The 25981-nt window shown below is 42.5% G+C and carries 23 protein-coding genes; all 23 read left to right on the forward strand.

Features of this window, described 5'->3' with window-relative positions; all coding sequences use genetic code 11:
- The first annotated feature begins 9 nt into the window (after positions 1-9).
- The 23 genes from flhA (at position 10) to rulR (ending at position 25981) form a co-directional block, all read left to right on the forward strand.
- Positions 10-2043, forward strand: a complete 2034-nt coding sequence (flhA, locus tag WA279_RS06460) for a flagellar biosynthesis protein FlhA (RefSeq protein ID WP_336154717.1) — start codon at positions 10-12, stop codon at positions 2041-2043.
- Entirely contained in the window at positions 2043-3143 is a 1101-nt protein-coding gene (gene flhF, locus WA279_RS06465; protein WP_046160406.1) for a flagellar biosynthesis protein FlhF, read from the forward strand. The genes flhA and flhF overlap by 1 nt, the downstream gene beginning before the upstream one ends.
- Positions 3134-4030 (forward strand): flagellum location/number ATPase FlhG, encoded by an 897-nt coding sequence (gene flhG, locus WA279_RS06470; protein ID WP_336154719.1) that lies wholly within the window; start codon positions 3134-3136, stop codon positions 4028-4030. The genes flhF and flhG overlap by 10 nt, the downstream gene beginning before the upstream one ends.
- A 1-nt stretch (position 4031) precedes the next feature.
- A complete protein-coding gene (gene cheB / locus WA279_RS06475; RefSeq protein WP_336154721.1) occupies positions 4032-5105 on the forward strand; it encodes a protein-glutamate O-methylesterase CheB in 1074 nt (357 codons plus the stop codon).
- Positions 5106-5110: 5 nt separating this feature from the next.
- Positions 5111-7129, forward strand: coding sequence for a chemotaxis protein CheA (gene cheA / locus WA279_RS06480; protein ID WP_336154723.1), 2019 nt, complete (start codon positions 5111-5113; stop codon positions 7127-7129).
- Positions 7130-7150: 21 nt separating this feature from the next.
- Positions 7151-7621, forward strand: a complete 471-nt coding sequence (gene cheW / locus WA279_RS06485) for a chemotaxis protein CheW (protein WP_003231938.1) — start codon at positions 7151-7153, stop codon at positions 7619-7621.
- Between the two features lie 18 nt (positions 7622-7639).
- Complete coding sequence (cheC, locus tag WA279_RS06490; protein WP_003231935.1) at positions 7640-8269, forward strand: CheY-P phosphatase CheC; 630 nt, start codon at positions 7640-7642, stop codon at positions 8267-8269.
- Entirely contained in the window at positions 8266-8766 is a 501-nt protein-coding gene (gene cheD / locus WA279_RS06495) for a chemoreceptor glutamine deamidase CheD (RefSeq protein ID WP_003244852.1), read from the forward strand. Before cheC ends, cheD begins: the two co-directional genes overlap by 4 nt.
- Positions 8767-8788: 22 nt before the next feature.
- Entirely contained in the window at positions 8789-9553 is a 765-nt protein-coding gene (gene sigD, locus WA279_RS06500; RefSeq protein ID WP_336154726.1) for an RNA polymerase sigma-28 factor SigD, read from the forward strand.
- 28 nt (positions 9554-9581) lie between these two features.
- Complete coding sequence (gene swrB / locus WA279_RS06505) at positions 9582-10085, forward strand: swarming motility protein SwrB (protein WP_015252089.1); 504 nt, start codon at positions 9582-9584, stop codon at positions 10083-10085.
- A 143-nt stretch (positions 10086-10228) separates the two neighbouring features.
- On the forward strand, positions 10229-10969 hold the full coding sequence (gene rpsB, locus WA279_RS06510; RefSeq protein ID WP_003220918.1) for a 30S ribosomal protein S2: 741 nt from the start codon (positions 10229-10231) through the stop codon (positions 10967-10969).
- A 101-nt stretch (positions 10970-11070) separates the two neighbouring features.
- The gene (gene tsf / locus WA279_RS06515) at positions 11071-11952 is read left to right on the forward strand and encodes a translation elongation factor Ts (RefSeq protein ID WP_003231929.1); all 882 of its coding nucleotides are present in this window, start codon (positions 11071-11073) and stop codon (positions 11950-11952) included.
- Between the two features lie 145 nt (positions 11953-12097).
- Positions 12098-12820, forward strand: coding sequence for a UMP kinase (gene pyrH, locus WA279_RS06520; RefSeq protein ID WP_003220923.1), 723 nt, complete (start codon positions 12098-12100; stop codon positions 12818-12820).
- A gap of 1 nt (position 12821) precedes the next feature.
- Positions 12822-13379 carry a ribosome recycling factor gene (frr, locus tag WA279_RS06525; RefSeq protein WP_003231927.1) on the forward strand — a complete coding sequence of 186 codons (558 nt, stop codon included), beginning with the start codon at positions 12822-12824 and terminating at the stop codon, positions 13377-13379.
- 130 nt (positions 13380-13509) lie between these two features.
- Entirely contained in the window at positions 13510-14292 is a 783-nt protein-coding gene (locus tag WA279_RS06530; protein ID WP_003231925.1) for an isoprenyl transferase, read from the forward strand.
- Between the two features lie 3 nt (positions 14293-14295).
- Positions 14296-15105 (forward strand): phosphatidate cytidylyltransferase, encoded by an 810-nt coding sequence (gene cdsA, locus WA279_RS06535; protein WP_072174243.1) that lies wholly within the window; start codon positions 14296-14298, stop codon positions 15103-15105.
- A gap of 61 nt (positions 15106-15166) precedes the next feature.
- Complete coding sequence (dxr, locus tag WA279_RS06540) at positions 15167-16318, forward strand: 1-deoxy-D-xylulose-5-phosphate reductoisomerase (RefSeq protein ID WP_003245155.1); 1152 nt, start codon at positions 15167-15169, stop codon at positions 16316-16318.
- A 6-nt stretch (positions 16319-16324) separates the two neighbouring features.
- Complete coding sequence (rseP, locus tag WA279_RS06545) at positions 16325-17593, forward strand: RIP metalloprotease RseP (protein WP_010886508.1); 1269 nt, start codon at positions 16325-16327, stop codon at positions 17591-17593.
- Positions 17594-17625: 32 nt separating this feature from the next.
- Positions 17626-19320 carry a proline--tRNA ligase gene (gene proS / locus WA279_RS06550; protein ID WP_326210969.1) on the forward strand — a complete coding sequence of 565 codons (1695 nt, stop codon included), beginning with the start codon at positions 17626-17628 and terminating at the stop codon, positions 19318-19320.
- Between the two features lie 108 nt (positions 19321-19428).
- Positions 19429-23742: a PolC-type DNA polymerase III gene (locus WA279_RS06555; protein WP_021479286.1), complete on the forward strand. Its 4314-nt coding sequence runs from the start codon at positions 19429-19431 to the stop codon at positions 23740-23742.
- A 329-nt stretch (positions 23743-24071) separates the two neighbouring features.
- On the forward strand, positions 24072-24542 hold the full coding sequence (gene rimP, locus WA279_RS06560) for a ribosome maturation factor RimP (protein WP_003231915.1): 471 nt from the start codon (positions 24072-24074) through the stop codon (positions 24540-24542).
- A 34-nt stretch (positions 24543-24576) separates the two neighbouring features.
- Entirely contained in the window at positions 24577-25692 is a 1116-nt protein-coding gene (gene nusA, locus WA279_RS06565) for a transcription termination factor NusA (RefSeq protein WP_003231912.1), read from the forward strand.
- A gap of 13 nt (positions 25693-25705) precedes the next feature.
- On the forward strand, positions 25706-25981 hold the full coding sequence (rulR, locus tag WA279_RS06570) for a glucose-induced regulator RulR (protein WP_336154733.1): 276 nt from the start codon (positions 25706-25708) through the stop codon (positions 25979-25981).

Genomic DNA, 25981 nt, shown 5'->3' on the forward strand with positions numbered 1-25981 from the left:
AAAAACAGCATGTCAACAAGAGATTTATCCGTTTTAATAAGTGTTGTCCTCATTGTGGCGATGCTGGTGATTCCATTTCCTCCATGGCTGTTAAGTATTTTGATCATTATTAATATTTCTCTTGCGTTGATCGTGCTTCTCACCACAATGAATATGCAGGAAGCGCTACAGTTTTCGATTTTTCCGTCACTGTTGCTGCTTTTGACCCTATTTCGTTTGGGCTTGAACGTCTCAACTACCCGTTCAATTCTTTCACACGGTGAAGGAGGGAAAGTCGTCGAGACTTTCGGAAATTTCGTTGTCGGCGGAAATGTATTAGTTGGACTCGTTGTATTTATCATCCTTATTATTATTCAGTTTATCGTCATTACAAAAGGTGCTGAACGTGTTTCCGAGGTTGCAGCAAGGTTTACGCTGGACGCAATGCCGGGGAAGCAGATGAGTATTGATGCTGATTTAAACGCAGGGATGATTACCGAACAGGAAGCGAAGCATCGCCGCGAAAAAGTGGCAAGAGAAGCAGACTTTTATGGAGCAATGGACGGTGCCAGTAAATTTGTAAAAGGTGACGCCATTGCCGGAATCATCATTGTGATGATCAATATTATTTTCGGAATCGTGATCGGAATGCTTCAGCAGGGCATGTCCATTCAAGAAGCTGCTTCACACTTTACGATGCTGACTGTAGGGGATGGAATTGTTTCGCAAATCCCGGCACTGTTAATTTCTACGGCTACGGGTATTGTGGTCACAAGAGCTGCCTCTGAAGGAAACTTAGGGCATGACATTACAGGCCAGCTGTTTGCGTATCCAAAGCTTTTATACGTCGCAGCAGCTACGATCATGCTTTTAGGTATTTTCACTCCGATCGGCATCCTTCTGACGGGGCCGCTTGCGGGATTGCTTGCTTTTGGCGCATATACACTATCTAAATCAGGTAAGGAAAAAGAAGAAGTGGATGAGATTCTTGAGGAAGAGGCCGAGGTGGACGAGCTTAAAAGCCCTGAAAGTGTTGTTCAGCTTCTGCATATAGATCCGATAGAATTTGAGTTTGGATATGGCCTGATACCGCTTGCTGATGCCAATCAAGGCGGTGATTTATTAGACCGAATTGTTATGATACGCCGTCAGTTGGCTTTGGAACTCGGGCTTGTCATTCCTGTCGTGCGAATCAGAGATAATATAGCATTGCAGCCTAATGAATACCGATTGAAAATTAAAGGAAACGAGGTAGCAAAAGGCGAGCTGTTGCTTGATCATTATTTAGCGATGTCGCCTACTCCTGAGGACGATCTCATTGAAGGGATTGAAACAGTGGAGCCTTCATTCGGGCTGCCGGCTAAATGGATTAGCGAAGCGGTAAAGGATGAAGCCGACATGCTTGGTTATACAGTAGTTGATCCTGCATCAGTCGTTTCAACGCATATTACGGAGAAAATTAAGCAGCATGCCCACGAATTGATCGGAAGGCAGGAGACAAAACAGCTGATCGATCACTTGAAAGAATCGTATCCAGTCTTGGTTGAAGAGGTTACGCCGAATCCATTGTCTGTCGGTGATATTCAGAAAGTGCTTGCTAAGCTTTTAAAAGAAAAAGTTTCAATTCGAAACTTAGTAACGATTTTTGAAACACTTGCTGACTATGGGAAATTAACAACAGATTCTGATCTCTTGACAGAGTATACAAGACAAGCACTTGCTAAACAAATTACAGCCCAGTTTGCCAAAGAAAATGAATTGTTGAAGGTTGTTACTTGTTCCGGCCGTGTAGAAAAAGCAATAGCAGACGGTGTGCAGCAGACGGAACACGGGAACTATTTATCACTTGAACCAGATATTTCAGAAAGTATAGTGCGCTCAGTCGCTAAAGAAGCTGAACAGCTCTCATTACGTCAGGAAACCGCGATTCTTCTTTGCTCGCCGCCTGTCAGAATGTATGTGAAGCAGCTTCTGGAACGATACTTCCCTGATCTTCCGGTACTCTCTTATAACGAACTTGAGGCGAATGTTGAGGTACAAAGCATTGGAGTGGTGGATATTTAATGAAAATAAAAAAATTTACTGCTGCTTCAATGCAAGAAGCGGCACTTCTCATTAGAAAAGAGTTAGGTAATGAAGCGGTCATATTAAATTCGAAAAAAATTAAAAAGCGAAAATGGTTTGGCCTCATCAACAAGCCTGCTGTTGAAGTAATCGCCGTATTGGATCAGGACTTTCTTGAGAAAAAAACGCCTCAGAAGGCAGCTGAACCGAAACAAACATTAAAAACTCCGGTCAGCAGTCCGAAAATAGAGGAGAGAACATATCCCCCTCAAATTCCGGCGCAACAGGAGCTAGGTGATTTTTCAGCATATCAATCTGTACTTCCTGAGCCGCTGCGAAAAGCAGAAAAGCTTTTGCAAGAAACAGGGATCAAAGAGTCTACGAAAACGAACACTCTGAAAAAATTGCTTCGCTTCTCTGTTGAAGCAGGCGGCTTGACTGAAGAAAATGTTGTCGGCAAACTTCAGGAAATACTATGCGATATGCTGCCCTCAGCAGACAAGTGGCAGGAGCCAATTCATTCAAAATATATCGTTCTCTTTGGTTCAACAGGGGCTGGTAAAACAACTACACTGGCTAAACTCGCAGCCATATCTATGCTTGAAAAACATAAAAAAATCGCTTTTATTACAACAGATACGTATCGTATTGCAGCTGTTGAACAGTTGAAAACATACGCTGAACTGCTGCAGGCTCCTCTGGAAGTTTGCTATACAAAAGAAGAATTTCAGCAGGCGAAGGAGCTATTTTCTGAGTATGATCATGTGTTTGTTGATACAGCCGGAAGAAACTTCAAGGACCCGCAATACATTGATGAACTGAAAGAAACGATTCCTTTTGAGAGCAGCATTCAGTCATTTCTTGTTTTATCCGCGACTGCAAAATATGAAGATATGAAGCATATTGTCAAACGGTTTTCATCCGTCCCTGTCAATCAGTATATTTTTACGAAAATAGATGAAACGACTTCCTTAGGTTCTGTATTTAATATACTGGCAGAATCAAAAATAGGTGTCGGGTTTATGACAAACGGACAGAATGTGCCTGAGGATATACAGACTGTATCTCCACTTGGTTTTGTGAGGATGCTGTGCAGATGAACAGATATGACCAAGCAGCAACTTTACGGGCGAAAATGGAAAAACGTGAGCGCGTTCTGCCAATGGTTTATTCACAACAAGCGAAGACACTTGCTGTCATTAGCGGCAAGGGCGGTGTCGGAAAATCCAATATTACCTTAAATATGGCACTTGCGCTGCAGGATAAAGGTAAGAAGGTGCTGCTCATCGACCTTGATATCGGGATGGGAAACATTGATATATTAATGGGAAATTCATCGTCTGCCACGATAAACGATGTTTTAGCCGATCGTAAGCCTTTGCTGCAGTCATTATCCGTTGGCCCAAAGGGTTTGCGGTATATATCAGGGGGAACCGGTCTGGATGTGATGTTTCAGCTCGATCAGAGAAAATGGACGTTTTTTGCCAATGAACTTTCTCATGCATTAAGCCAGTTCGATTATGTGCTGTTTGACATGGGAGCAGGCTTATCAAAAGATCAACTGCCTTTTATTTTATCAGCAGAAGATATTTTGATTATAACAACTCCCGAGCCGACGGCCATTATGGACGCATACAGCGCTGTCAAGCACTTGGTTTTGACAGAAAATAAGCTTTCAATGAAGGTGGCTGTCAATCGATGCCGTGACCAAAAGGAAGGGCTTGACGCTTTTGCCCGCCTCTCCCGTACAATTCATATGTTTTTGGATGTTCAGGTTCAGTTTGCCGGTTCCGTTTCTGACGATGTGATCGTGAGCAAAGCGGTTGTCGAACAGGTTCCTTTTTTCATAAAAAGCCCTCAGGCAAAAGCCAGCCGGTCAGTCCGTATTTTAGCGGACGCCTTGTTTGAAAGAGAAGAAACGAGACACAAAGAAGACAAACAGACATTTATTGAGAAATTATCTTCTTTTTTAATGAGGAGGGCTTAATTTGATTCGTGTGCTTGTAGTTGATGATTCAGCTTTTATGAGAAAAATGATAAGTGATTTTCTGACCGAGGAAAAGCAGATAGAAGTAATCGGAACTGCGAGAAACGGAGAAGAAGCGCTTAAGAAGATTGAATTATTAAAACCGGATGTTATTACTCTTGATGTTGAAATGCCGGTCATGAATGGGACAGATACGCTCCGCAAAATTATTGAGATTTATAACTTGCCGGTCATTATGGTGTCTAGCCAGACCGAGAAAGGTAAAGAATGCACAATTAATTGTTTGGAGATCGGTGCCTTTGACTTTATCACAAAGCCATCAGGCTCAATATCTCTGGATCTATACAAAATTAAAGAACAATTAGTTGAGCGTGTCGTCGCGGCAGGACTTTCCGGCAAGCGGAAACGTCCTGTTTCCCAGACAGTTCGGCCCGAACCTATTGTGCGTGCTGTCGTTAAGCCTGAATTAAGCAAACCGAAACCTGGCACGGGCAGACAAATTGTGTGTATCGGCACATCAACAGGCGGTCCACGGGCGTTACAAAAGGTGATACCGAAGCTCCCTAAGGATTTGAACGCACCAGTGGTTGTCGTACAGCACATGCCTGAAGGGTTTACTGCTTCTTTGGCTGATCGGCTGAATCATTTATCTGACGTTCAGGTAAAAGAAGCAAAAGATGGTGAAGCAGCTCTTAACGGTTGTGTTTACATAGCACCGGGCGGAAAAAACATATCCGTTATTAAAAACAGCGAAGGACTCCAGATTGTGCTTGATAACCATGACACACCAAGCCGTCATAAACCATCTGCTGATTATTTATTCCGTTCTGTCGGGAAACTGACAGATTATGAAAAAGTAGCGGTTATCATGACCGGAATGGGCAGTGACGGCACTGCTGGGCTAAAGGACATGCTAACAGCCGGCAATGTGAAAGCCATTGCGGAGTCTGAAGAATCTTGTGTCGTATACGGGATGCCAAAAGCTGCTGTTAAAGCGGGTCTCATTCATGAGATTAAACATGTGGAAGATATCGCAGCATCCATCACAAGCTGTGTGAAAAAAGAGAGGGTGTGATTCAAATGGATATGAATCAGTATTTAGATGTCTTTATTGATGAGAGTAAAGAACATTTACAAACATGTAATGAAAAGCTTCTTCTTTTAGAGAAAGACCCGACTGATCTTCAGCTCGTACATGATATATTCAGGGCTGCCCATACATTAAAAGGAATGAGCGCAACGATGGGCTACACGGATTTAGCACATCTTACCCATCTGCTTGAAAACGTGCTGGATGCAATCCGAAACGGAGACATGGAAGTCACCTCAGACTGGCTGGATATTTTGTTTGAAGCTCTGGATCACCTGGAAGCAATGGTTCAGTCTATTATTGATGGCGGGGATGGTAAAAGAGATATCTCAGAAGTGAGTGCCAAGCTTGATGTGAATGGTGCGCACGCTGAATCCGCCGCCTCCGCAGAACCTGCAGAAGCACAGAGTTCAGCATCTGATTGGGAATATGATGAATTTGAACGCACAGTTATACAAGAAGCGGAGGAGCAAGGCTTCAAACGATATGAAATCAAGATTTCTCTGAACGAAAACTGTATGTTAAAAGCAGTTCGTGTCTATATGGTGTTTGAAAAACTAAATGAAGTCGGAGAAGTAGCCAAAACAATTCCAAGTGCTGAAGTGCTTGAAACAGAAGATTTTGGAACTGATTTTCAAGTTTGTTTCTTAACACATCAATCAGCGGAAGACATTGAACAATTAATCAATGGCGTGTCGGAAATTGAGCATGTTGAAGTCATTCAAGGGGCTCCTTTAACATCAGCTGAAAAGCCTGAAGAATCTAAGCAAGAAGATTCACCAGCAGCAGCTGTACCTGCGAAGCAGGAGAAACAAAAACAGCCTGCTAAAAACGATGAACAGGCGAAGCATTCAGCCGGCGGATCTAAAACAATTCGTGTCAACATTGACAGGCTTGATTCTTTAATGAACTTATTTGAAGAGCTTGTCATTGACCGCGGGCGTCTCGAGCAGATTGCGAAAGAGCTTGAGCACAATGAACTGACTGGAACGGTTGAACGAATGACGAGAATTTCCGGAGATTTGCAATCGATTATTCTGAATATGAGAATGGTCCCGGTTGAAACTGTTTTTAACAGATTCCCGAGAATGATTCGCCAGCTTCAGAAAGAGCTGAATAAAAAAATTGAACTCTCGATCATCGGTGCGGAAACTGAACTGGATCGTACAGTAATTGATGAAATCGGAGATCCACTCGTTCACTTGATCAGAAACAGTATTGACCATGGTATCGAGGCGCCGGAAACACGTTTGCAAAAGGGAAAACCGGAATCAGGAAAAGTTGTGCTTAAAGCTTATCACAGCGGCAACCATGTCTTTATCGAAGTAGAGGATGACGGCGCAGGCCTTAATCGTAAAAAAATTCTGGAAAAAGCGCTTGAGCGCGGGGTCATAACGGAAAAAGAAGCTGAAACCTTAGAAGACAACCAAATTTACGAATTGATTTTTGCTCCGGGGTTCTCAACTGCTGACCAAATTTCTGATATTTCCGGCCGCGGTGTCGGACTTGACGTTGTAAAAAACAAACTGGAGTCTCTTGGCGGTTCAGTCAGTGTGAAATCAGCCGAGGGTCAAGGCTCTCTATTCAGCATCCAGCTGCCGCTTACCTTGTCTATTATTTCAGTTCTGCTGATTAAGTTGGAAGAAGAGACATTTGCCATTCCGATTTCTTCAATCATTGAAACTGCAGTTATTGACAGAAAAGACATTTTGCAAACGCATGACCGTGAAGTGATTGACTTTAGAGGGCATATTGTCCCTGTCGTTTATTTAAAAGAAGAGTTTAAAATAGAAGATACAAGAAAAGATGCGGAACAGCTCCATATCATTGTCGTGAAAAAAGGCGACAAACCTACTGCATTTGTGGTGGACTCCTTTATTGGCCAGCAGGAAGTTGTGCTGAAATCACTCGGAGATTATTTAACAAACGTCTTTGCAATTTCCGGAGCTACTATTTTAGGAGACGGAGAAGTAGCGCTCATTATTGATTGTAATGCACTGATTATTTAACCATTCGAGGAGGTGTCTCACATGACTGCAGAAATTAAAACAGGCGAAAAAATGATAGTCTTTATGGTAAATGGCAAAGAATATGCCATTTCCGTCACTCAGGTGAAATCAATTGAAAAATGGCAAAAGCCAACGAGGGTACCTGGCGTCGAACCGTATATTTGCGGGGTAATCAATTTACGCGGGGTGGTGACTCCGGTTATTGATTTAAGAAAACGCCTGAATTTGCCAGAGTATGAAATTACCGATGAAACACGAATTATCATTATTGCTTATCGTGATATTGAAGTCGGCTGGATTGTGGATGAAGCGAATGATGTGATTACCGTACACGAAAGTGAAATAGAATCTGCTCCAGAAGGCGTTCAGAAAGATACGGATGTGTCGATCGAACAGATTGTGAAACAAGAGAACAGACTCTTAAATATTATTGATGCGAACGCGGTTTTGGATAAAGAATCATCTCAGTCCGCTGTGCCCGATCAAGCTTAATCTTAAAGGGGTTATGACATGAGTATTTTTAATGGAATCAAAGAAGAGCAGATGGACATTTTGCGGGAAGTCGGCAATATAGGCGCCGGCCACTCCGCCTCTGCAATGGCCCAGCTGTTAAATAGAAAGATAGATATGGAAGTCCCATTTGCAAAGCTGCTGTCTTTTGATGAGCTTGTTGATTTTTTCGGCGGCGCCGATGTCCCGGTTGCCAGCATCTTTTTAAGAATGGAAGGCGATTTAACGGGTTCAATGTTCTTTATAATGCCTTTTTTTCAGGCGGAGCAGTTTATCAGAGAGCTGATTGGAAACCCCGATTTTGACATAGAGGACTTAGGTGAAGACCACATGAGCTCATCCGCTTTGCATGAACTGGGCAATATTTTAGCGGGGTCATATTTAACAGCTTTGGCGGATTTGACGAAGCTCCAGCTCTATCCAAGTGTTCCTGAAGTCTCATTGGACATGTTCGGAGCTGTGATCAGCGAAGGGCTGATGGAGCTCAGTCAGGTTGGAGAACACGCCATTGTTGTCGACACGTCAATTTTTGACCAAAGCCATCAGCAGGAGCTGAAAGCGCATATGTTTATGCTGCCGGACTATGATTCATTTGAAAAGCTCTTTGTCGCCTTAGGTGCATCATTATGAGTACAACTGAGGCTGTTGTTATAAAGGTTGGGATTGCTGACGTGAAGATCGCCCGCTTCCCGGATACCATCCGGACCTCTGGTTTGGGCTCATGTGTGGGGCTGGTGCTTTATGATAAAGAAAAGCAAACGGCGGGTCTTGTTCATGTCATGCTTCCGGATTCGACGTTATCGAAAACTGCCGAGCTCAACCGGGCTAAGTACGCTGACACCGCCGTACAGACCACGATTGATATGCTGATAGAAGCGGGATGCCGGAAATTTGCATTAAAAGCAAAGCTGGCCGGCGGATCAGAGATGTTTAAATTTAAATCGACAAATGATTTGATGAAGATCGGACCGAGAAATGTATTAGCGATAAAAGAACAGCTGTCTTTATTTAATATTCCTATTATTAGTGAAGATACGGGCGGCTCAAGCGGCCGGACGATAGAATTTGAACCGAAGTCCTGCATGCTGCATATTCGAACTGTTAAACAAGGTGAAAAAACGATTTAATTAAGGTATTAGGGGGATAACAATGCAATCCTTGAATTATGAAGATCAGGTGCTTTGGACGCGCTGGAAAGAGTGGAAAGATCCTAAAGCCGGTGACGACTTAATGCGCCGTTACATGCCGCTTGTCACATATCATGTAGGCAGAATTTCTGTCGGGCTGCCGAAATCAGTGCATAAAGACGATCTTATGAGCCTTGGTATGCTTGGTTTATATGATGCCCTTGAAAAATTTGACCCCAGCCGGGACTTAAAATTTGATACCTACGCCTCGTTTAGAATTCGCGGCGCAATCATAGACGGGCTTCGTAAAGAAGATTGGCTGCCCAGAACCTCACGCGAAAAAACAAAGAAGGTTGAAGCAGCAATTGAAAAGCTTGAACAGCGGTATCTTCGGAATGTATCGCCCGCGGAAATTGCAGAGGAACTCGGAATGACGGTACAGGATGTCGTGTCAACAATGAATGAAGGTTTTTTTGCAAATCTGCTGTCAATTGATGAAAAGCTCCATGATCAAGATGACGGGGAAAACATTCAAGTCATGATCAGAGATGACAAAAATGTTCCGCCTGAAGAAAAGATTATGAAGGATGAACTGATTGCACAGCTTGCGGAAAAAATTCATCAACTCTCTGAAAAAGAACAGCTGGTTGTCAGTTTGTTCTACAAAGAGGAGTTGACACTGACAGAAATCGGACAAGTATTAAATCTTTCTACGTCCCGCATATCTCAGATCCATTCAAAGGCATTATTTAAATTAAAGAATCTGCTGGAAAAAGTGATTCAATAATGAATTTCATGGTTAGCGAGTGAAAAACATGTCAACACTATTATGGCTTTTAAGCTTTACGCTCCACGGCGTTCTTCTGTACGCTGTCATTATCCTGTATACGAGGCTCGCTGCAGTGAAAGAAACAGAAAAACAGCAAAAACAGATACTTGAAGAGACGGAAAACACATTGGCGGCATTTCTGCTTGAATTAAAAGAAGAAAATGAGAAACTGATAGAAAATAAAGCTTCATCTGCAAGTCAATCAGATGAAGAATCCCAAAAGCCAGGCCTTCAGCACTCTGAAACATATCAAGAACGGGATCCAGTCCAAGAGGCAGAGAATCTTCCTGAACATATTGAAGGTCTGATTACAGAGGTTGACCGTCGGGAAGAGATCGTAAACAGTGAGGTCCAATCATTTGAAGACCAGGTCATAGAATTATATGAACAGGGATATTCGGCAAGTCAAATTGCCCAGAAAATGAAGAGCGGAAAGACAGAAATCGAGCTATTTTTAAAATTTCGCTCCAAAGGTGTAAAGGATTCTTGATTGTCGGATAAAGCTGTGTTATATTATGTCTTGGTGTTAAATACACACGCTTAACGATTTATGCAGAGGGTGCTGCAGGCGGCAGTTCTGCACAAAAATGACCTAAGCGGAGGAAAAAAACCATTATATTAGGAGGAAATAACATGTCAGTCATTTCTATGAAGCAATTGCTTGAAGCTGGTGTTCACTTCGGTCACCAAACACGCCGTTGGAACCCAAAAATGAAGCGTTACATTTTCACGGAGCGTAACGGAATCTACATCATTGACCTTCAAAAAACAGTCAAAAAAGTAGAGGAAGCTTACAACTTCACTAAAAATCTTGCTGCTGAAGGCGGAAAAATCCTTTTCGTCGGAACAAAAAAACAAGCTCAAGATTCTGTTAAAGAAGAAGCTCAACGCTCTGGCATGTACTATGTCAACCAACGCTGGTTGGGCGGTACATTAACAAACTTTGAAACAATCCAAAAACGTATTAAACGTCTTAAAGACATTGAAAAAATGCAAGAAAACGGTACGTTTGATGTGCTTCCTAAAAAAGAAGTCGTTCAATTGAAAAAAGAATTAGAGCGTCTTGAAAAATTCCTAGGCGGAATTAAAGATATGAAGGATCTTCCTGATGCATTATTCATCATCGATCCTCGCAAAGAGCGCATCGCTGTTGCGGAAGCTCGCAAATTAAACATCCCTATCATCGGTATCGTAGATACTAACTGTGATCCAGATGAAATCGATGTTGTTATCCCAGCGAACGATGACGCTATCCGCGCTGTTAAACTTCTAACTTCTAAAATGGCAGATGCAATCTTAGAAGCGAAGCAAGGCGAAGAAGAAGCGGAAGTTGCTGAAGAAACTGCACCAGAAACAGAAACAACAACTGCGTAACCTATTCAAAAGGTGATAAGAGGGACTGCCTTTTATCACCTTTTTTCAAGAAAAATGTGTAATATACATACTCTTGTTTAAACATATAAGGAGGAATACAAATGGCAATTACTGCACAGCAAGTAAAAGAACTGCGTGAAAAAACTGGCGCGGGCATGATGGATTGTAAAAAAGCGTTAACTGAAACTGACGGAGATATGGACAAAGCAATTGACCTTTTAAGAGAAAAAGGGATTGCAAAAGCAGCGAAAAAAGCTGACCGTATCGCAGCAGAAGGTTCTACTCTTATTAAAACTGACGGCAACAAAGGCGTTATCCTAGAAGTAAACTCTGAAACTGATTTCGTTGCGAAAAACGAAGGCTTCAAAGAGCTTCTTAACACTTTAGCTGACCACCTTCTTGCAAACACGCCAGCAGATGTTGAAGAAGCAATGGGTCAAAAAATGGAAAATGGCTCAACTGTTGAAGAGTACATCACAAGCGCAGTTGCTAAAATCGGTGAGAAAATCACTCTTCGCCGCTTTACAGTTCTTACAAAAGACGACAGCTCTGCATTCGGTGCGTACCTTCACATGGGCGGCCGCATCGGTGTATTAACTGTTCTCAACGGTACAACTGATGAAGAAACTGCGAAAGATATCGCAATGCACGTTGCTGCAGTTAACCCTCGTTACATTTCTCGTGATCAAGTATCTGAAGAAGAAACAAATCATGAGCGTCAAATCTTAACTCAGCAAGCCCTCCAAGAAGGCAAACCTGAAAACATCGTAGCGAAAATGGTTGAAGGCCGTCTGAACAAATTCTTCGAAGAAATTTGTCTATTAGACCAAGCGTTCGTTAAAAACCCAGATGAAAAAGTGAAACAAGTTATTGCAGCGAAAAACGCTACTGTTCAAACTTTTGTCCGCTATGAAGTTGGAGAAGGCATCGAAAAACGTCAAGAAAACTTTGCTGAAGAAGTAATGAACCAAGTGAAAAAATAATGGTGAAAAGATTTCGCGGCTAAGTCGCGTCTTTTCAGGCAGTATAGGGGACACATTTTGTGTTCCCTATTTTTAAAACTATATTTACAAACCTTTTTTTCTCTTGCATAATAGAAAACGGCAATGTTTACACTTGGAGGTTATCATGGAAAAACCAAAATACAAACGTATCGTATTAAAGCTTAGCGGAGAAGCATTGGCAGGAGAACAGGGAAATGGAATTAACCCGACTGTCATTCAATCCATTGCAAAGCAAGTGAAGGAAATCGCTGAGCTTGAAGTCGAAGTGGCTGTTGTAGTAGGCGGCGGCAACTTATGGCGCGGAAAAACAGGAAGTGACCTGGGCATGGACCGCGCGACTGCTGACTATATGGGAATGCTGGCGACAGTAATGAATTCGCTTGCTCTTCAAGACAGCTTGGAAACACTCGGAATCCAGTCCAGAGTGCAAACATCCATTGAAATGAGACAAGTTGCTGAACCGTACATAAGAAGAAAAGCGATACGCCACTTAGAGAAAAAACGTGTCGTTATTTTCGCTGCGGGCACAGGAAACCCATATTTCTCAACTGATACGACAGCTGCACTGCGGGCTGCTGAAATTGAGGCAGACGTTATTTTGATGGCTAAAAATAACGTTGACGGTGTGTATAATGCTGATCCTAGAAAAGATGAATCAGCTGTTAAGTATGAATCACTTTCTTATCTTGACGTTCTTAAAGACGGCCTGGAAGTCATGGATTCAACAGCTTCCTCTTTATGCATGGACAATGACATTCCGCTTATCGTCTTTTCTATTATGGAAGAAGGAAATATCAAACGTGCCGTTATCGGTGAATCAATCGGAACGATCGTGAGGGGGAAATAACGTGTCAAAAGAAGTATTAACTCAAACAAAAGAAAAAATGGAAAAAGCAATTGCTGCTTATCAGCGCGAATTGGCTACTGTACGCGCAGGCCGTGCAAATCCATCATTATTAGATAAAGTAACGGTTGAATATTACGGAGCGCAGACACCTTTAAATCAGTTGTCTTCTATTAACGTGCCTGAAGCTCGTATGCTCGTTATCACACCATACGACAAAACAGCAATCGGCGATATCGAAAAAGCGATTTTAAAAGCTGATTTAGGTCTTACACCAACAAGTGACGGCAATATGATTCGAATTGCAATTCCGGCACTAACAGAAGAGAGACGGAAAGAATTAGTGAAAGTTGTAAAAAAATATGCTGAAGAAGCAAAAGTAGCTGTTCGTAACGTTCGCCGTGATGCTAACGATGATCTCAAAAAACTTGAGAAAAACGGAGACATTACTGAGGATGAACTGCGTGCTTCCACTGAAGACGTTCAAAAACTGACAGATGAATATGTGTCAAAAATTGACAGTGTCACAAAAGACAAAGAAAAAGAAATCATGGAAGTTTAATGAAAAACTATGTACAATAGATAATAGTGAAAAGACCCTCTCATGTTTACAGGGGGTTTTTTTGTTAATACTGTTGATTACATTGATTATCAGCAGGGAATGTAACCTTTTTGGGTGACGGAGGAATCTCATGCTCAACATACTCAAAAATTGGAAGAATCAGCAAACTGCGGCTTCCAACTTAGAACGTTATACAAAAGAAGACATACTTAAGGGAGAAATTCCCGAACACATCGCCATTATCATGGATGGAAATGGCCGTTGGGCTAAAAAACGCTCTCTTCCCAGAATTGCAGGCCACCATGAAGGGATGAAGGTGGTAAAAAGGACCACGAAGCTCGCAAACGAATTAGGTGTCAAAGTACTGACATTGTATGCATTTTCAACAGAAAACTGGAAAAGACCGAAAATGGAAGTCGATTTTTTAATGAAGCTACCGGAAGAATTTTTGAATACGTATCTTCCAGAGCTTGTTGAGGAAAATGTACAGGTTCGGATCATTGGGGATGAAACGGCTTTGCCCGCGCACACATTACGTGCGATTGAAAAAGCTGTACAGGACACGGCGCAAAACGACGGAATGATCCTTAATTTTGCTCTTAACTATGGAGGCCGTACTGAAATTGTCAGTGCTGCAAAATCACTCGCGGAAAAAGTGAAGGAAGGCTCTTTGAATATTGAAGACATTGATGAATCGCTTTTTTCTACTTATTTGATGACTGAATCTTTGCAGGATCCTGAACTTTTAATTCGAACGAGCGGCGAGATAAGGCTGAGTAATTTTATGCTATGGCAGGTTGCCTACAGTGAATTTGTCTTTACTGACGTCTTGTGGCCTGACTTTAAAGAAGATCACTTCTTGCAGGCGTTAGGAGAGTTTCAGCAGAGAGGCCGGAGGTTTGGCGGAATTTAGAGGATGGTGGACATGAAACAAAGAATTTTGACAGGTGTTCTGGCAGCAATTGTATTTTTATTTTTAGTTATTGTCGGGGAATTGCCGTTCACCATATTAATTTATGCTATGGGCAGTGTGGCGCTTTTTGAACTTTTACGGATGAAAAAGCTGAAGCTGGTTTCACTGCCGGGTTTGATCGGTCTTTTATTATTGTGGATGTTCTTATTGCCAAGCCAGTATTCGTTTTTTGAAGCGGACGGAATTTCCAAAATGGAAATCGCTTTATTTGCGGTACTGCTATTGCTGACTTACACAGTGTTGGTCAAGAACACCTTTACTTTTGATGAAGTCGGGTTTATTACGCTTGCAGCAATTTACATCGGAATGTGTTTTCATTATTTTATCGAAATCAGAAATCTTGACCAATACGGATTAACATACATTTTTTATGCGTGTGTTGTCATTTGGTCCACCGATTCTGGTGCCTATTTTGTCGGTAAATCGCTTGGGAAGCGGAAACTGTGGCCTGAAATCAGTCCGAATAAAACAGTGGAAGGGTTTGCAGGCGGAATTGTCATCGCACTTGTTTTGGCGACGATTTTTCAGCTTGTTGCACAACTTCCGATCCCGTATATCTATCTGCTGTTGATCACGCTGTTTTTGTCTGTTTTTGGACAACTGGGAGATTTAGTGGAATCCGCGTTGAAAAGACATTACGATGTAAAGGATTCTGGGAATATTCTTCCCGGGCATGGCGGTATATTAGACCGTTTTGACAGTTTCTTGTTTGTCATGCCTTTCTTGTACTTTCTGCTTGCCCTTTTTTCATAAAAAAGTCTAATATGAATATGAGACTGATCACGCAGCAATAAGAATAGGAGTAGTGGCAACTTTGAAAAATATTTGTCTTTTAGGAGCAACAGGATCAATCGGCGAACAGACTCTTGATGTACTGCGTGCACATCAAGATCAATTTCAGCTGGTATCTATGTCGTTTGGCAGAAATATTGATAAGGCCGTTCCAATGATTGAGGTCTTTCAGCCGAAGTTTGTCTCTGTCGGTGATCTGGATACATATCATAAATTAAAACAAATGTCTTTTTCTTTTGAATGCCAAATTGGGCTGGGAGAAGAAGGACTGATAGAAGCAGCAGTGATGGAGGAGGTTGACATTGTTGTCAACGCTTTGCTTGGAAGCGTAGGTCTTATCCCGACGTTAAAGGCAATTGAACAGAAAAAAACAATTGCGCTTGCAAATAAGGAAACTCTTGTCACTGCAGGGCATATAGTAAAAGAACATGCTAAGAAATATGATGTTCCGCTGCTGCCTGTTGACAGTGAGCATTCAGCCATTTTTCAAGCTCTTCAAGGCGAACAGGCTAAAAACATTGAACGCCTCATCATTACGGCATCCGGCGGAAGTTTTCGGGACAAGACACGGGAGGAGCTCGAATCAGTAACAGTTGAAGATGCATTAAAACATCCAAACTGGTCAATGGGTGCAAAAATTACAATTGATTCGGCTACAATGATGAATAAGGGATTAGAGGTGATCGAGGCACACTGGCTTTTCGATATACCTTATGAACAAATTGATGTGGTTTTACATAAGGAGAGCATCATCCATTCAATGGTTGAGTTCCATGATAAAAGTGTGATTGCACAGCTCGGAACTCCGGATATGAGAGTCCCCATTCAATATGCGCTCACTTATCCTGACCGATTGCCATTACCAGATGCGAAAAGGCTTGAATTATGGGAAATCGGCAGCCTTCATTTTGAGAAAGCTGATTTTGACAGGTTCCGATGCTTACAATTTGCTTTTGAATCAGGTAAAATAGGAGGAACAATGCCGACAGTGCTAAATGCGGCAAATGAAGTAGCTGTCGCTGCCTTTTTAGCTGGCAAGATACCGTTTTTGGCTATTGAAGACTGTATCGAAAAGGCACTAACCCGCCATCAATTACTGAAAAAACCGAGCCTGGCGGACATTCAAGAAGTGGACAAAGATACCCGGGGATACGTCAATTCAATACTCACATAAGGTGGTATGTTCGTGAATACAGTTATAGCGTTTATCATTATTTTCGGAACGCTCGTTTTCTTCCATGAACTGGGCCATTTATTGCTAGCCCAAAGAGCGGGAATTCTCTGCCGTGAATTTGCGATCGGCTTCGGTCCAAAGATTTTTTCTTTCAAAAAAAATGAAACAGTTTATACGATCAGGCTGCTTCCGGTCGGCGGATTTGTTCGTATGGCCGGCGAAGATCCGGAAATGATTGAGGTGAAACCCGGATACACGGTCGGGCTTCTGTTTAATAAAGAAGATCAAGTTGAGAAAGTCATCATCAATCAAAAGGAAAAATATCCGGATGCTTTAGTCATTGAAGTGGAAACAGCTGATCTAGAGCATGACATGAAGATCACTGGTTATGAACAGGGGAAAGAGGACGAACTTTCCAGCTTTACTGTCAGCGAAACATCCTTTTTTATTGTAGACGGAGAAGAAGTGCAGATTGCGCCGTATAATCGCCAATTTGGTTCGAAACCTGTGTGGCAGCGGATTAAAGCAATTGCTGCAGGGCCGATTATGAACTTTATTTTAGCTTACGTCATTTTAGTGATGCTTGGGCTGATTCAAGGCGTACCGTCAAATGAACCTATGCTCGGGCAGCTGACAGACAATGGACGGGCGGCTGAAGCAGGGCTAAAAGAAGGGGATTATATCCAAAGCATTAACGGAGAGAAAATGAGGTCTTGGACTGACATTGTCTCCGCTGTTAAAGAAAACCCGGAGAAAGAAATGGACGTTGCAGTAAAAAGAGATAACAAAACGCTTCATATTTCAGTGACTCCGGAAGCTGTTAAAGATGAGAACAAAAAAACAATCGGACGTTTCGGTTCCTATGCGCCGACTGAAAAAGGCGTCCTCTCAGCGGTTGCTTACGGCGCGACATCAACAGTTGATGTCACCAAAGCCATTTTAACCAATCTGAGCAAATTAGTAACAGGCCAATTTAAACTCGATATGCTGTCAGGTCCTGTCGGCATATATGACATGACAGACCAAGTGGCGAAAACAGGAATCGTGAACTTATTTCAGTTTGCGGCGTTTTTAAGCATTAACCTTGGGATTGTCAATTTACTTCCGATTCCGGCACTTGACGGAGGAAGACTGTTGTTTCTATTTATTGAAGCGATTCGGGGCAAACCGATTAACAGGGAAAAAGAAGCATTTGTTGTGTTTATCGGAGTAGCTTTCTTAATGCTTCTTATGCTGGTTGTCACATGGAACGATATCCAGCGGCTGTTTTTGTAAACGAAAAGTAAATCAATCAGAGGTGCGAAGAAATGAGACAAAGCTTGACGCTTATTCCTACGCTCCGTGAAGTTCCAGCTGATGCCGAAGCAAAAAGTCATCAGCTTCTTCTGAGAGCAGGATTTATCAGACAGAATACGAGCGGGGTATACAGCTATATGCCTCTTGCGTATAAGGTGATTCAAAACATTCAGCAGATTGTTCGAGAAGAAATGGAGAAAATTGATGCTGTAGAAATGCTCATGCCCGCATTGCAGCAGGCAGAGACATGGCAGGAATCAGGCAGATGGTATACGTATGGTCCCGAACTGATGAGATTAAAAGACCGTCATGGCCGTGAATTTGCTTTAGGGGCAACGCATGAAGAGGTTATCACTTCGCTTGTTCGCGATGAGGTTAAATCTTATAAGCGTCTCCCTCTGACTCTTTATCAAATTCAGTCTAAGTTCAGAGATGAAAAACGTCCGCGCTTTGGTTTGTTAAGAGGCCGCGAATTTATTATGAAAGATGCGTACTCTTTCCATGCATCTGCAGAGAGCCTGGATGAAACGTATCAAAAAATGTACGAGGCCTATTCTAATATTTTTGCCCGCTGCGGCATTAATGTTAGACCTGTTATCGCTGATTCAGGCGCAATGGGAGGAAAGGATACGCACGAATTTATGGCACTTTCTGCAATCGGAGAGGATACGATTGCGTATTCTGATGAATCACAGTACGCGGCTAATATCGAGATGGCTGAAGTTCTTTACCAGGAAGTTCCTTCAGATGAAGAGCCTAAAGCTCTAGAGAAGGTTCATACGCCTAACGTGAAAACAATCGAAGAACTGACTGCGTTCTTACAGGTTTCGGCTGAAGCGTGCATTAAGTCAGTATTATTTAAAGCTGATGACCGTTTTGTCTTAGTGCTTGTAAGAGGGGATCATGAAGTTAACGATATTAAAGTGAAAAACTTGCTTCATGCAGAAGTTGTAGAGCTTGCCACACATGAAGAGGTCATTCAGCAGCTCGGAACAGAGCCAGGCTTTGTAGGCCCTGTCGGTATTCATCAGGATGTGGAAGTATATGCCGATCAAGCTGTGAAAGCAATGGTTAATGCTGTTGCCGGGGCAAATGAAGGAGATCATCATTATAAAAATGTCAATGTGAACCGTGACGCGCAAATTAAAGAATTTGCTGATCTTCGTTTTATTAAAGAAGGTGATCCTTCACCAGACGGCAAGGGAACGATCCGTTTTGCGGAGGGAATCGAAGTCGGACAAGTCTTTAAGCTCGGAACACGCTATTCAGAAGCGATGAATGCGACATATTTAGATGAAAACGGACGCGCGCAGCCAATGCTGATGGGCTGTTACGGAATCGGTGTGTCAAGAACGCTTTCTGCTATTGCTGAACAGCATCACGACGAAAAAGGATTAATATGGCCAAAAAGCGTTGCCCCGTACGATCTTCATATTCTTGCATTGAACATGAAAAACGATGGGCAAAGAGAGCTTGCTGAAAAGCTGTATGCCGATTTAAAAGCGGAAGGCTATGAAGTGCTCTATGACGACCGTGCTGAGCGTGCCGGTGTAAAATTCGCTGATTCAGATCTAATCGGCCTTCCAATCCGCATCACTGTGGGAAAACGGGCTGACGAAGGAATCGTCGAAGTGAAAATTCGTCAAACTGGTGAGTCAACTGAGATTTCAGTAGACGAATTATCTGCGTTTATCAGCAAGCAGTAATCACCATAACGATTTATCAAAAAACATGTTAAAATAGAAATAATAGAAGGTACCTCATTGCCTGAGGTACCTTCACTTATGATGTTTTTAGGGAGGGATACTGTCTTAATGGAACAGTTATCAGTAAACAGAAGGCAGTTTCAAATTCTTCTGCAGCAGATTAATATGACAGATGATACCTTCATGACATACTTTGAACATGGCGAGATTAAAAAGCTGACAATTCACAAAGCTTCTAAATCTTGGCATTTTCATTTTCAATTTAAATCTTTGCTGCCTTTTCAAATATATGACACATTAACAACGAGGCTGACGCAATCGTTTGCCCACATAGCAAAAGTGACATCTTCAATTGAAGTTCAGGATGCCGAGGTCAGTGAAAGTATCGTTCAAGACTACTGGTCACGCTGCATTGAAGAACTGCAGGGCATTTCGCCGCCGATCATCAGTCTTTTAAACCAGCAAAAACCGAAGCTGAAGGGCAATAAACTGATTGTCAAAACCAAAACAGATACAGAAGCGGCTGCGCTAAAGAACAAATACAGTTCCATGATACAAGCAGGCTACCGTCAATTTGGCTTTCCGGATCTTCAGCTTGATGCTGAAATATTTGTATCCGAGCAGGAAGTTCAAAAGTTTCGGGAGCAAAAGCTTGCGGAAGACCAAGAGCGGGCTATGCAGGCCTTGATTGAAATGGAGAAGAAAGATAAAGAAAGTGATGAAGACCAAGCACCATCTGGTCCTCTTGTTATCGGTTATCAAATTAAAGATAACGAGGAAATCCGGACACTTGACAGCATCATGGACGAAGAACGAAGAATTACGGTCCAAGGTTATGTGTTTGATGTGGAGACGCGCGAGCTGAAGAGCGGGCGCACGCTGTGTATCTTCAAAATTACAGACTATACAAATAGTATTTTGATCAAAATGTTTGCACGTGAAAAAGAAGATGCGGCACTGATGAAGTCTCTGAAAAAAGGAATGTGGGTAAAAGCACGCGGAAGCATTCAAAATGATACATTTGTCAGAGACCTTGTCATGATCGCAAATGACGTAAACGAAATAAAAGCAAAAACCCGTGAAGATTCAGCACCTGAAGGAGAAAAAAGAGTGGAATTGCATCTTCATTCCCCAATGAGCCAAATGGATGCTGTTACGGGTATCGGAAAGCTTGTCGAACAGGCGAAAAAATGGGGGCATGAGGCCATCGCTTTGACTGACCATGCTGTCGTTCAATCCTTCCCTGATGCGTATTCTGCGGCCAAAAAGCATGGAATTAAAATGATTTACGGGATGGAAGCGAATCTCGTGGATGATGGCGTGCCAATTGCTTATAATGCCGCACATCGTCTGCTCGAAGAAGAAACATATGTTGTTTTTGACGTTGAGACGACAGGATTGTCTGCTGTATACGATACCATTATTGAGCTGGCTGCAGTAAAAGTAAAGGGCGGAGAAATTATTGATAAATTTGAGGCGTTTGCGAACCCGCATCGTCCGCTTTCCGCCACAATCATAGAGCTGACAGGGATCACTGATGATATGCTACAAGACGCTCCGGATGTCGTAGATGTAATAAGAGATTTCAGAGAATGGATTGGCGATGATATCCTTGTCGCTCATAATGCAAGCTTTGATATGGGATTCTTAAATGTAGCCTATAAAAAGCTTCTTGAAGTCGATAAAGCTAAAAACCCAGTCATTGATACGCTTGAACTTGGACGTTTTCTCTATCCGGAATTTAAAAATCACCGGTTGAACACACTTTGTAAAAAGTTTGATATCGAACTCACACAGCATCACCGTGCGATCTATGATACTGAGGCAACCGCTTATTTGCTTCTGAAAATGCTGAAAGACGCAGCTGAAAAAGGCATTCAGTACCATGATGAGTTGAATGAAAATATGGGTCAGTCCAATGCTTATCAAAGATCAAGACCGTATCATGCAACATTACTTGCCGTGAACAGCACGGGACTTAAAAATTTATTTAAGCTTGTGTCACTTTCTCATATTCATTATTTTTACAGAGTGCCGCGTATTCCGAGATCTCAGCTTGAGAAATACAGGGAAGGGCTTCTGATCGGTTCTGCCTGTGACAGGGGAGAGGTTTTTGAGGGAATGATGCAAAAATCGCCTGAAGAGGTGGAAGATATCGCGTCATTCTATGATTACCTTGAGGTTCAGCCGCCTGAAGTGTATCGTCACTTGCTGGAGCTTGAACTGGTCCGTGATGAAAAAGCGCTGAAAGAAATTATTGCGAATATCACGAAGCTGGGGGAAAAGCTTAATAAACCGGTTGTTGCTACGGGAAATGTTCATTACTTGAATGATGAGGATAAAATCTACAGAAAGATTTTAATATCCTCACAAGGCGGGGCAAATCCGCTGAACAGGCATGAACTGCCGAAAGTGCATTTCAGAACGACAGACGAAATGCTTGAAGCTTTTTCTTTCTTAGGTGAAGAAAAAGCGAAGGAGATCGTAGTCACCAATACCCAAAAGGTTGCTTCTTTAGTTGATGACATCAAGCCGATTAAAGATGATTTATATACGCCGAAAATCGAAGGCGCCGATGAAGAGATCAGAGAAATGAGCTATCAGCGTGCAAGAAGCATTTACGGGGAAGAGCTGCCTGAAATTGTCGAAGCGCGGATTGAAAAAGAGTTAAAGAGTATTATTGGCCACGGATTTGCTGTTATTTACTTGATCTCTCACAAACTTGTAAAACGTTCACTAGATGACGGGTATCTCGTTGGTTCCCGTGGTTCCGTTGGATCTTCATTAGTTGCGACACTTACTGAGATTACTGAGGTAAACCCGCTGCCGCCGCACTATGTTTGTCCTGAGTGCCAGCATTCTGAGTTCTTTAATGACGGTTCTGTCGGTTCCGGTTTTGACCTGCCTGACAAGACATGCCCTCATTGCGGAACGCCTTTGAAAAAAGACGGCCATGATATTCCATTTGAAACGTTCTTAGGATTTAAAGGGGACAAAGTACCTGATATCGATTTGAACTTCTCAGGGGAATATCAGCCGCAAGCACACAATTACACAAAAGTATTGTTCGGAGAAGACAATGTATATCGTGCGGGAACAATAGGCACGGTGGCAGAAAAAACAGCTTACGGTTATGTAAAAGGCTATGCCGGAGACAACAATCTTCATATGCGCGGTGCCGAAATAGATCGGCTCGTGCAGGGATGCACAGGTGTAAAACGTACAACTGGACAGCACCCTGGCGGTATTATCGTAGTTCCGGATTATATGGATATTTATGATTTTTCACCGATCCAGTTCCCGGCAGATGCCACAGGTTCAGAGTGGAAAACGACTCATTTTGATTTCCACTCCATCCATGACAACCTGTTAAAACTTGATATTCTCGGACACGATGACCCGACTGTTATTCGGATGCTTCAAGACTTAAGCGGAATAGATCCGAAAACAATTCCGACGGATGATCCTGAAGTGATGAAGATCTTCCAGGGAACCGAATCACTCGGTGTGACTGAAGAACAGATTGGCTGTAAAACGGGCACTCTTGGAATTCCTGAATTCGGAACCCGATTTGTCCGGCAGATGCTTGAAGATACAAAGCCGACCACTTTTTCTGAGCTCGTTCAGATTTCAGGCTTGTCTCACGGAACTGATGTATGGCTTGGCAATGCACAGGAGCTCATCCACAATAATATTTGTGAGCTGAGTGAGGTTATCGGCTGCCGTGATGACATTATGGTTTATTTAATCTATCAAGGCCTTGAGCCGTCCCTTGCCTTTAAAATCATGGAATTCGTGCGTAAAGGAAAAGGATTAACGCCTGAATGGGAAGAAGAAATGAAAAATAACAATGTCCCAGACTGGTATATTGATTCCTGTAAAAAGATTAAATACATGTTCCCGAAAGCCCACGCCGCGGCATATGTCTTAATGGCAGTCCGCATTGCTTACTTTAAAGTGCATCATGCTCTTTTGTATTATGCGGCTTATTTTACCGTTCGTGCAGATGACTTTGATATCGATACAATGATCAAGGGCTCTACAGCAATCAGAGCGGTAATGGAGGATATAAACGCTAAAGGACTTGACGCTTCACCGAAGGAAAAGAACCTTCTGACTGTTTTAGAATTAGCGCTTGAGATGTGTGAGAGAGGCTATTCATTCCAAAAAGTCGATTTATATCGCTCCAGCGCCACAGAGTTTATTATTGACGGCAACAGTCTAATTCCGCCGTTTAACTCTATCCCTGGGTTAGGGACGAACGCTGCTTTGAACATTGTAAAAGCTCGCGAAGAAGGCGAATTCCTCTCAAAAGAAGATTTGCAAAAGAGAGGGAAAGTATCAAAAACGATTTTAGAGTACTTAGATCGCCACGGCTGTCTGGAGTCACTGCCTGATCAAAACCAATTGTCACTGTTCTAATATGGAAAGCAGAATTTCTCAGAAATTCTGCTTCTATGCATACATAAGCGCAAAAAGTGCCATCGTAATATTAGAGTTTCTGTCACTTGCTTAGGTATGAAGGTAAGCGTATATCCATTTGCAATAAAAATATGGTTATGGTATAGTTTTATTGGAAATGCTAACGATTACCGAGGCAAAGAGTGGGGAAACCCGCTCTTTTGTATTGAACAGGAGAATTTTGTCTCGACATGTTCATCGTTTACTTTTTAGCCCCTGCTCTTTTGAAGCAGGGTTTTTATGCAGAGTGACGAGACGAATATGAGATCGACAGCACAAGGAGGAAGAACATGAGCAAAAAAGTGACTGACACCGTTCAAGAAATGGCTCAGCCAATCGTAGACAGCCTTCAGCTGGAACTCGTTGACATTGAATTTGTCAAAGAGGGCCAAAGCTGGTTCCTTCGCGTGTTTATTGATTCCGATGACGGTGTGGATATTGAGGAATGTGCCAAAGTAAGCGAAGCTTTAAGCGAAAAGCTTGATGAGGCAGACCCAATCAGCCAAAATTACTTTCTTGAAGTCTCATCTCCAGGAGCTGAGCGTCCGCTAAAGAAAAAAGCCGATTTCGAAAAATCACTAGGAAAAAACGTATACATTAAGACGTATGAGCCTATTGACGGCGTAAAAGTGTTTGAAGGTGAACTGGCTGAATTTGATGGACAAACAGTGACAGTTGAGATCACGATCAAAACAAGAAAGAAACGGATCAATATTCCGTATGAAAAGATAGCTAATGCAAGATTAGCTGTTACATTCTAATGAATACAAATGTTTTAAGGGGGGAGACCGTTAAATGAGCAGTGAATTATTAGATGCTCTCACGATTCTTGAAAAAGAAAAAGGCATCAGTAAAGAAATTATCATCGAAGCAATCGAAGCTGCGTTAATTTCTGCTTATAAGCGGAATTTTAATCAAGCGCAAAATGTACGGGTGGATCTAAACCGTGAAACTGGCTCCATCCGTGTATTTGCAAGAAAAGATGTCGTTGACGAAGTGTACGACCAGAGATTAGAGATCTCAATTGAAGAGGCGCAGGGCATCCATCCGGAATATATGGTCGGCGATGTCGTCGAAATCGAAGTTACACCTAAGGATTTCGGGCGCATAGCTGCTCAAACAGCGAAGCAGGTCGTCACACAGCGTGTGCGCGAAGCTGAGCGCGGTGTGATCTATTCTGAATTTATCGACCGTGAAGAAGACATCATGACAGGGATCGTCCAGCGTCTGGACAATAAATTTATCTACGTGTCTTTAGGCAAAATAGAAGCCTTGCTGCCGGTTAATGAGCAAATGCCGAATGAAAGCTACAAGCCTCATGACCGCATTAAGGTATATATCACAAAAGTAGAAAAAACAACGAAGGGCCCGCAGATTTATGTGTCAAGAACACATCCAGGCCTGTTAAAGCGTTTGTTTGAAATTGAAGTGCCTGAAATTTATGATGGAACTGTCGAGCTAAAATCTGTTGCCAGAGAAGCCGGCGACCGTTCAAAAATTTCTGTTCGCACAGATGATCCTGACGTGGATCCTGTCGGTTCATGCGTAGGGCCTAAAGGCCAGCGTGTGCAAGCAATCGTCAATGAATTAAAAGGTGAAAAAATTGACATTGTCAACTGGTCCAGTGATCCTGTAGAATTTGTCGCGAATGCGCTCAGCCCTTCCAAAGTGCTTGATGTCATTGTTAATGAAGAAGAAAAAGCGACAACTGTTATTGTTCCTGATTACCAGCTGTCTCTGGCAATTGGCAAAAGAGGACAAAACGCACGCTTAGCTGCTAAACTGACAGGCTGGAAGATTGATATTAAGAGCGAAACGGACGCAAGAGAACTTGGAATCTATCCGAGAGAACTTGAAGAAGATGATGAGCCGCTCTTTACGGAGCCTGAAACTGCTGAATCGGATGAATAAGAGGTGACTTTAGGTGAATAAACACAAAAAGATCCCATTACGCAAATGTGTAGTGACTGGTGAAATGAAGCCTAAAAAGGAACTGATCCGAGTTGTACGGTCAAAAGAAGGCGAAATCTCAGTAGACCCGACCGGAAAAAAGAATGGGCGGGGTGCTTATTTAACGCTGGATAAAGAGTGCATCTTAGCAGCAAAAAAGAGAAACACTTTGCAAAATCAATTTCAATCACAAATCGATGACCAGATTTTCGATGAATTGCTGGAACTGGCGGAAAAGGTGAAAAAATAA

This window comes from Bacillus sp. 204(2023) (assembly GCF_037027505.1).
Lineage (GTDB): Bacteria > Bacillota > Bacilli > Bacillales > Bacillaceae > Bacillus > Bacillus subtilis.

Bases quoted from the DNA above. Each gene is read 5' to 3' on its own strand.
- swrB (WP_015252089.1), top strand. From the start codon at position 9,582: ATGTCAACACTATTATGGCTTTTAAGCTTTACGCTCCACGGCGTTCTT.
- sigD (WP_336154726.1), top strand. From the start codon at position 8,789: ATGCAATCCTTGAATTATGAAGATCAGGTGCTTTGGACGCGCTGGAAA.
- nusA (WP_003231912.1), top strand. From the start codon at position 24,577: ATGAGCAGTGAATTATTAGATGCTCTCACGATTCTTGAAAAAGAAAAA.
- cheW (WP_003231938.1), top strand. From the start codon at position 7,151: ATGACTGCAGAAATTAAAACAGGCGAAAAAATGATAGTCTTTATGGTA.
- rimP (WP_003231915.1), top strand. From the start codon at position 24,072: ATGAGCAAAAAAGTGACTGACACCGTTCAAGAAATGGCTCAGCCAATC.
- rseP (WP_010886508.1), top strand. From the start codon at position 16,325: ATGTTCGTGAATACAGTTATAGCGTTTATCATTATTTTCGGAACGCTC.
- WA279_RS06555 (WP_021479286.1), top strand. From the start codon at position 19,429: ATGGAACAGTTATCAGTAAACAGAAGGCAGTTTCAAATTCTTCTGCAG.
- pyrH (WP_003220923.1), top strand. From the start codon at position 12,098: ATGGAAAAACCAAAATACAAACGTATCGTATTAAAGCTTAGCGGAGAA.
- flhA (WP_336154717.1), top strand. From the start codon at position 10: ATGTCAACAAGAGATTTATCCGTTTTAATAAGTGTTGTCCTCATTGTG.
- WA279_RS06530 (WP_003231925.1), top strand. From the start codon at position 13,510: ATGCTCAACATACTCAAAAATTGGAAGAATCAGCAAACTGCGGCTTCC.
- cheD (WP_003244852.1), top strand. From the start codon at position 8,266: ATGAGTACAACTGAGGCTGTTGTTATAAAGGTTGGGATTGCTGACGTG.
- cdsA (WP_072174243.1), top strand. From the start codon at position 14,296: ATGGTGGACATGAAACAAAGAATTTTGACAGGTGTTCTGGCAGCAATT.
- tsf (WP_003231929.1), top strand. From the start codon at position 11,071: ATGGCAATTACTGCACAGCAAGTAAAAGAACTGCGTGAAAAAACTGGC.
- flhF (WP_046160406.1), top strand. From the start codon at position 2,043: ATGAAAATAAAAAAATTTACTGCTGCTTCAATGCAAGAAGCGGCACTT.
- cheA (WP_336154723.1), top strand. From the start codon at position 5,111: ATGGATATGAATCAGTATTTAGATGTCTTTATTGATGAGAGTAAAGAA.
- cheC (WP_003231935.1), top strand. From the start codon at position 7,640: ATGAGTATTTTTAATGGAATCAAAGAAGAGCAGATGGACATTTTGCGG.
- proS (WP_326210969.1), top strand. From the start codon at position 17,626: ATGAGACAAAGCTTGACGCTTATTCCTACGCTCCGTGAAGTTCCAGCT.
- rpsB (WP_003220918.1), top strand. From the start codon at position 10,229: ATGTCAGTCATTTCTATGAAGCAATTGCTTGAAGCTGGTGTTCACTTC.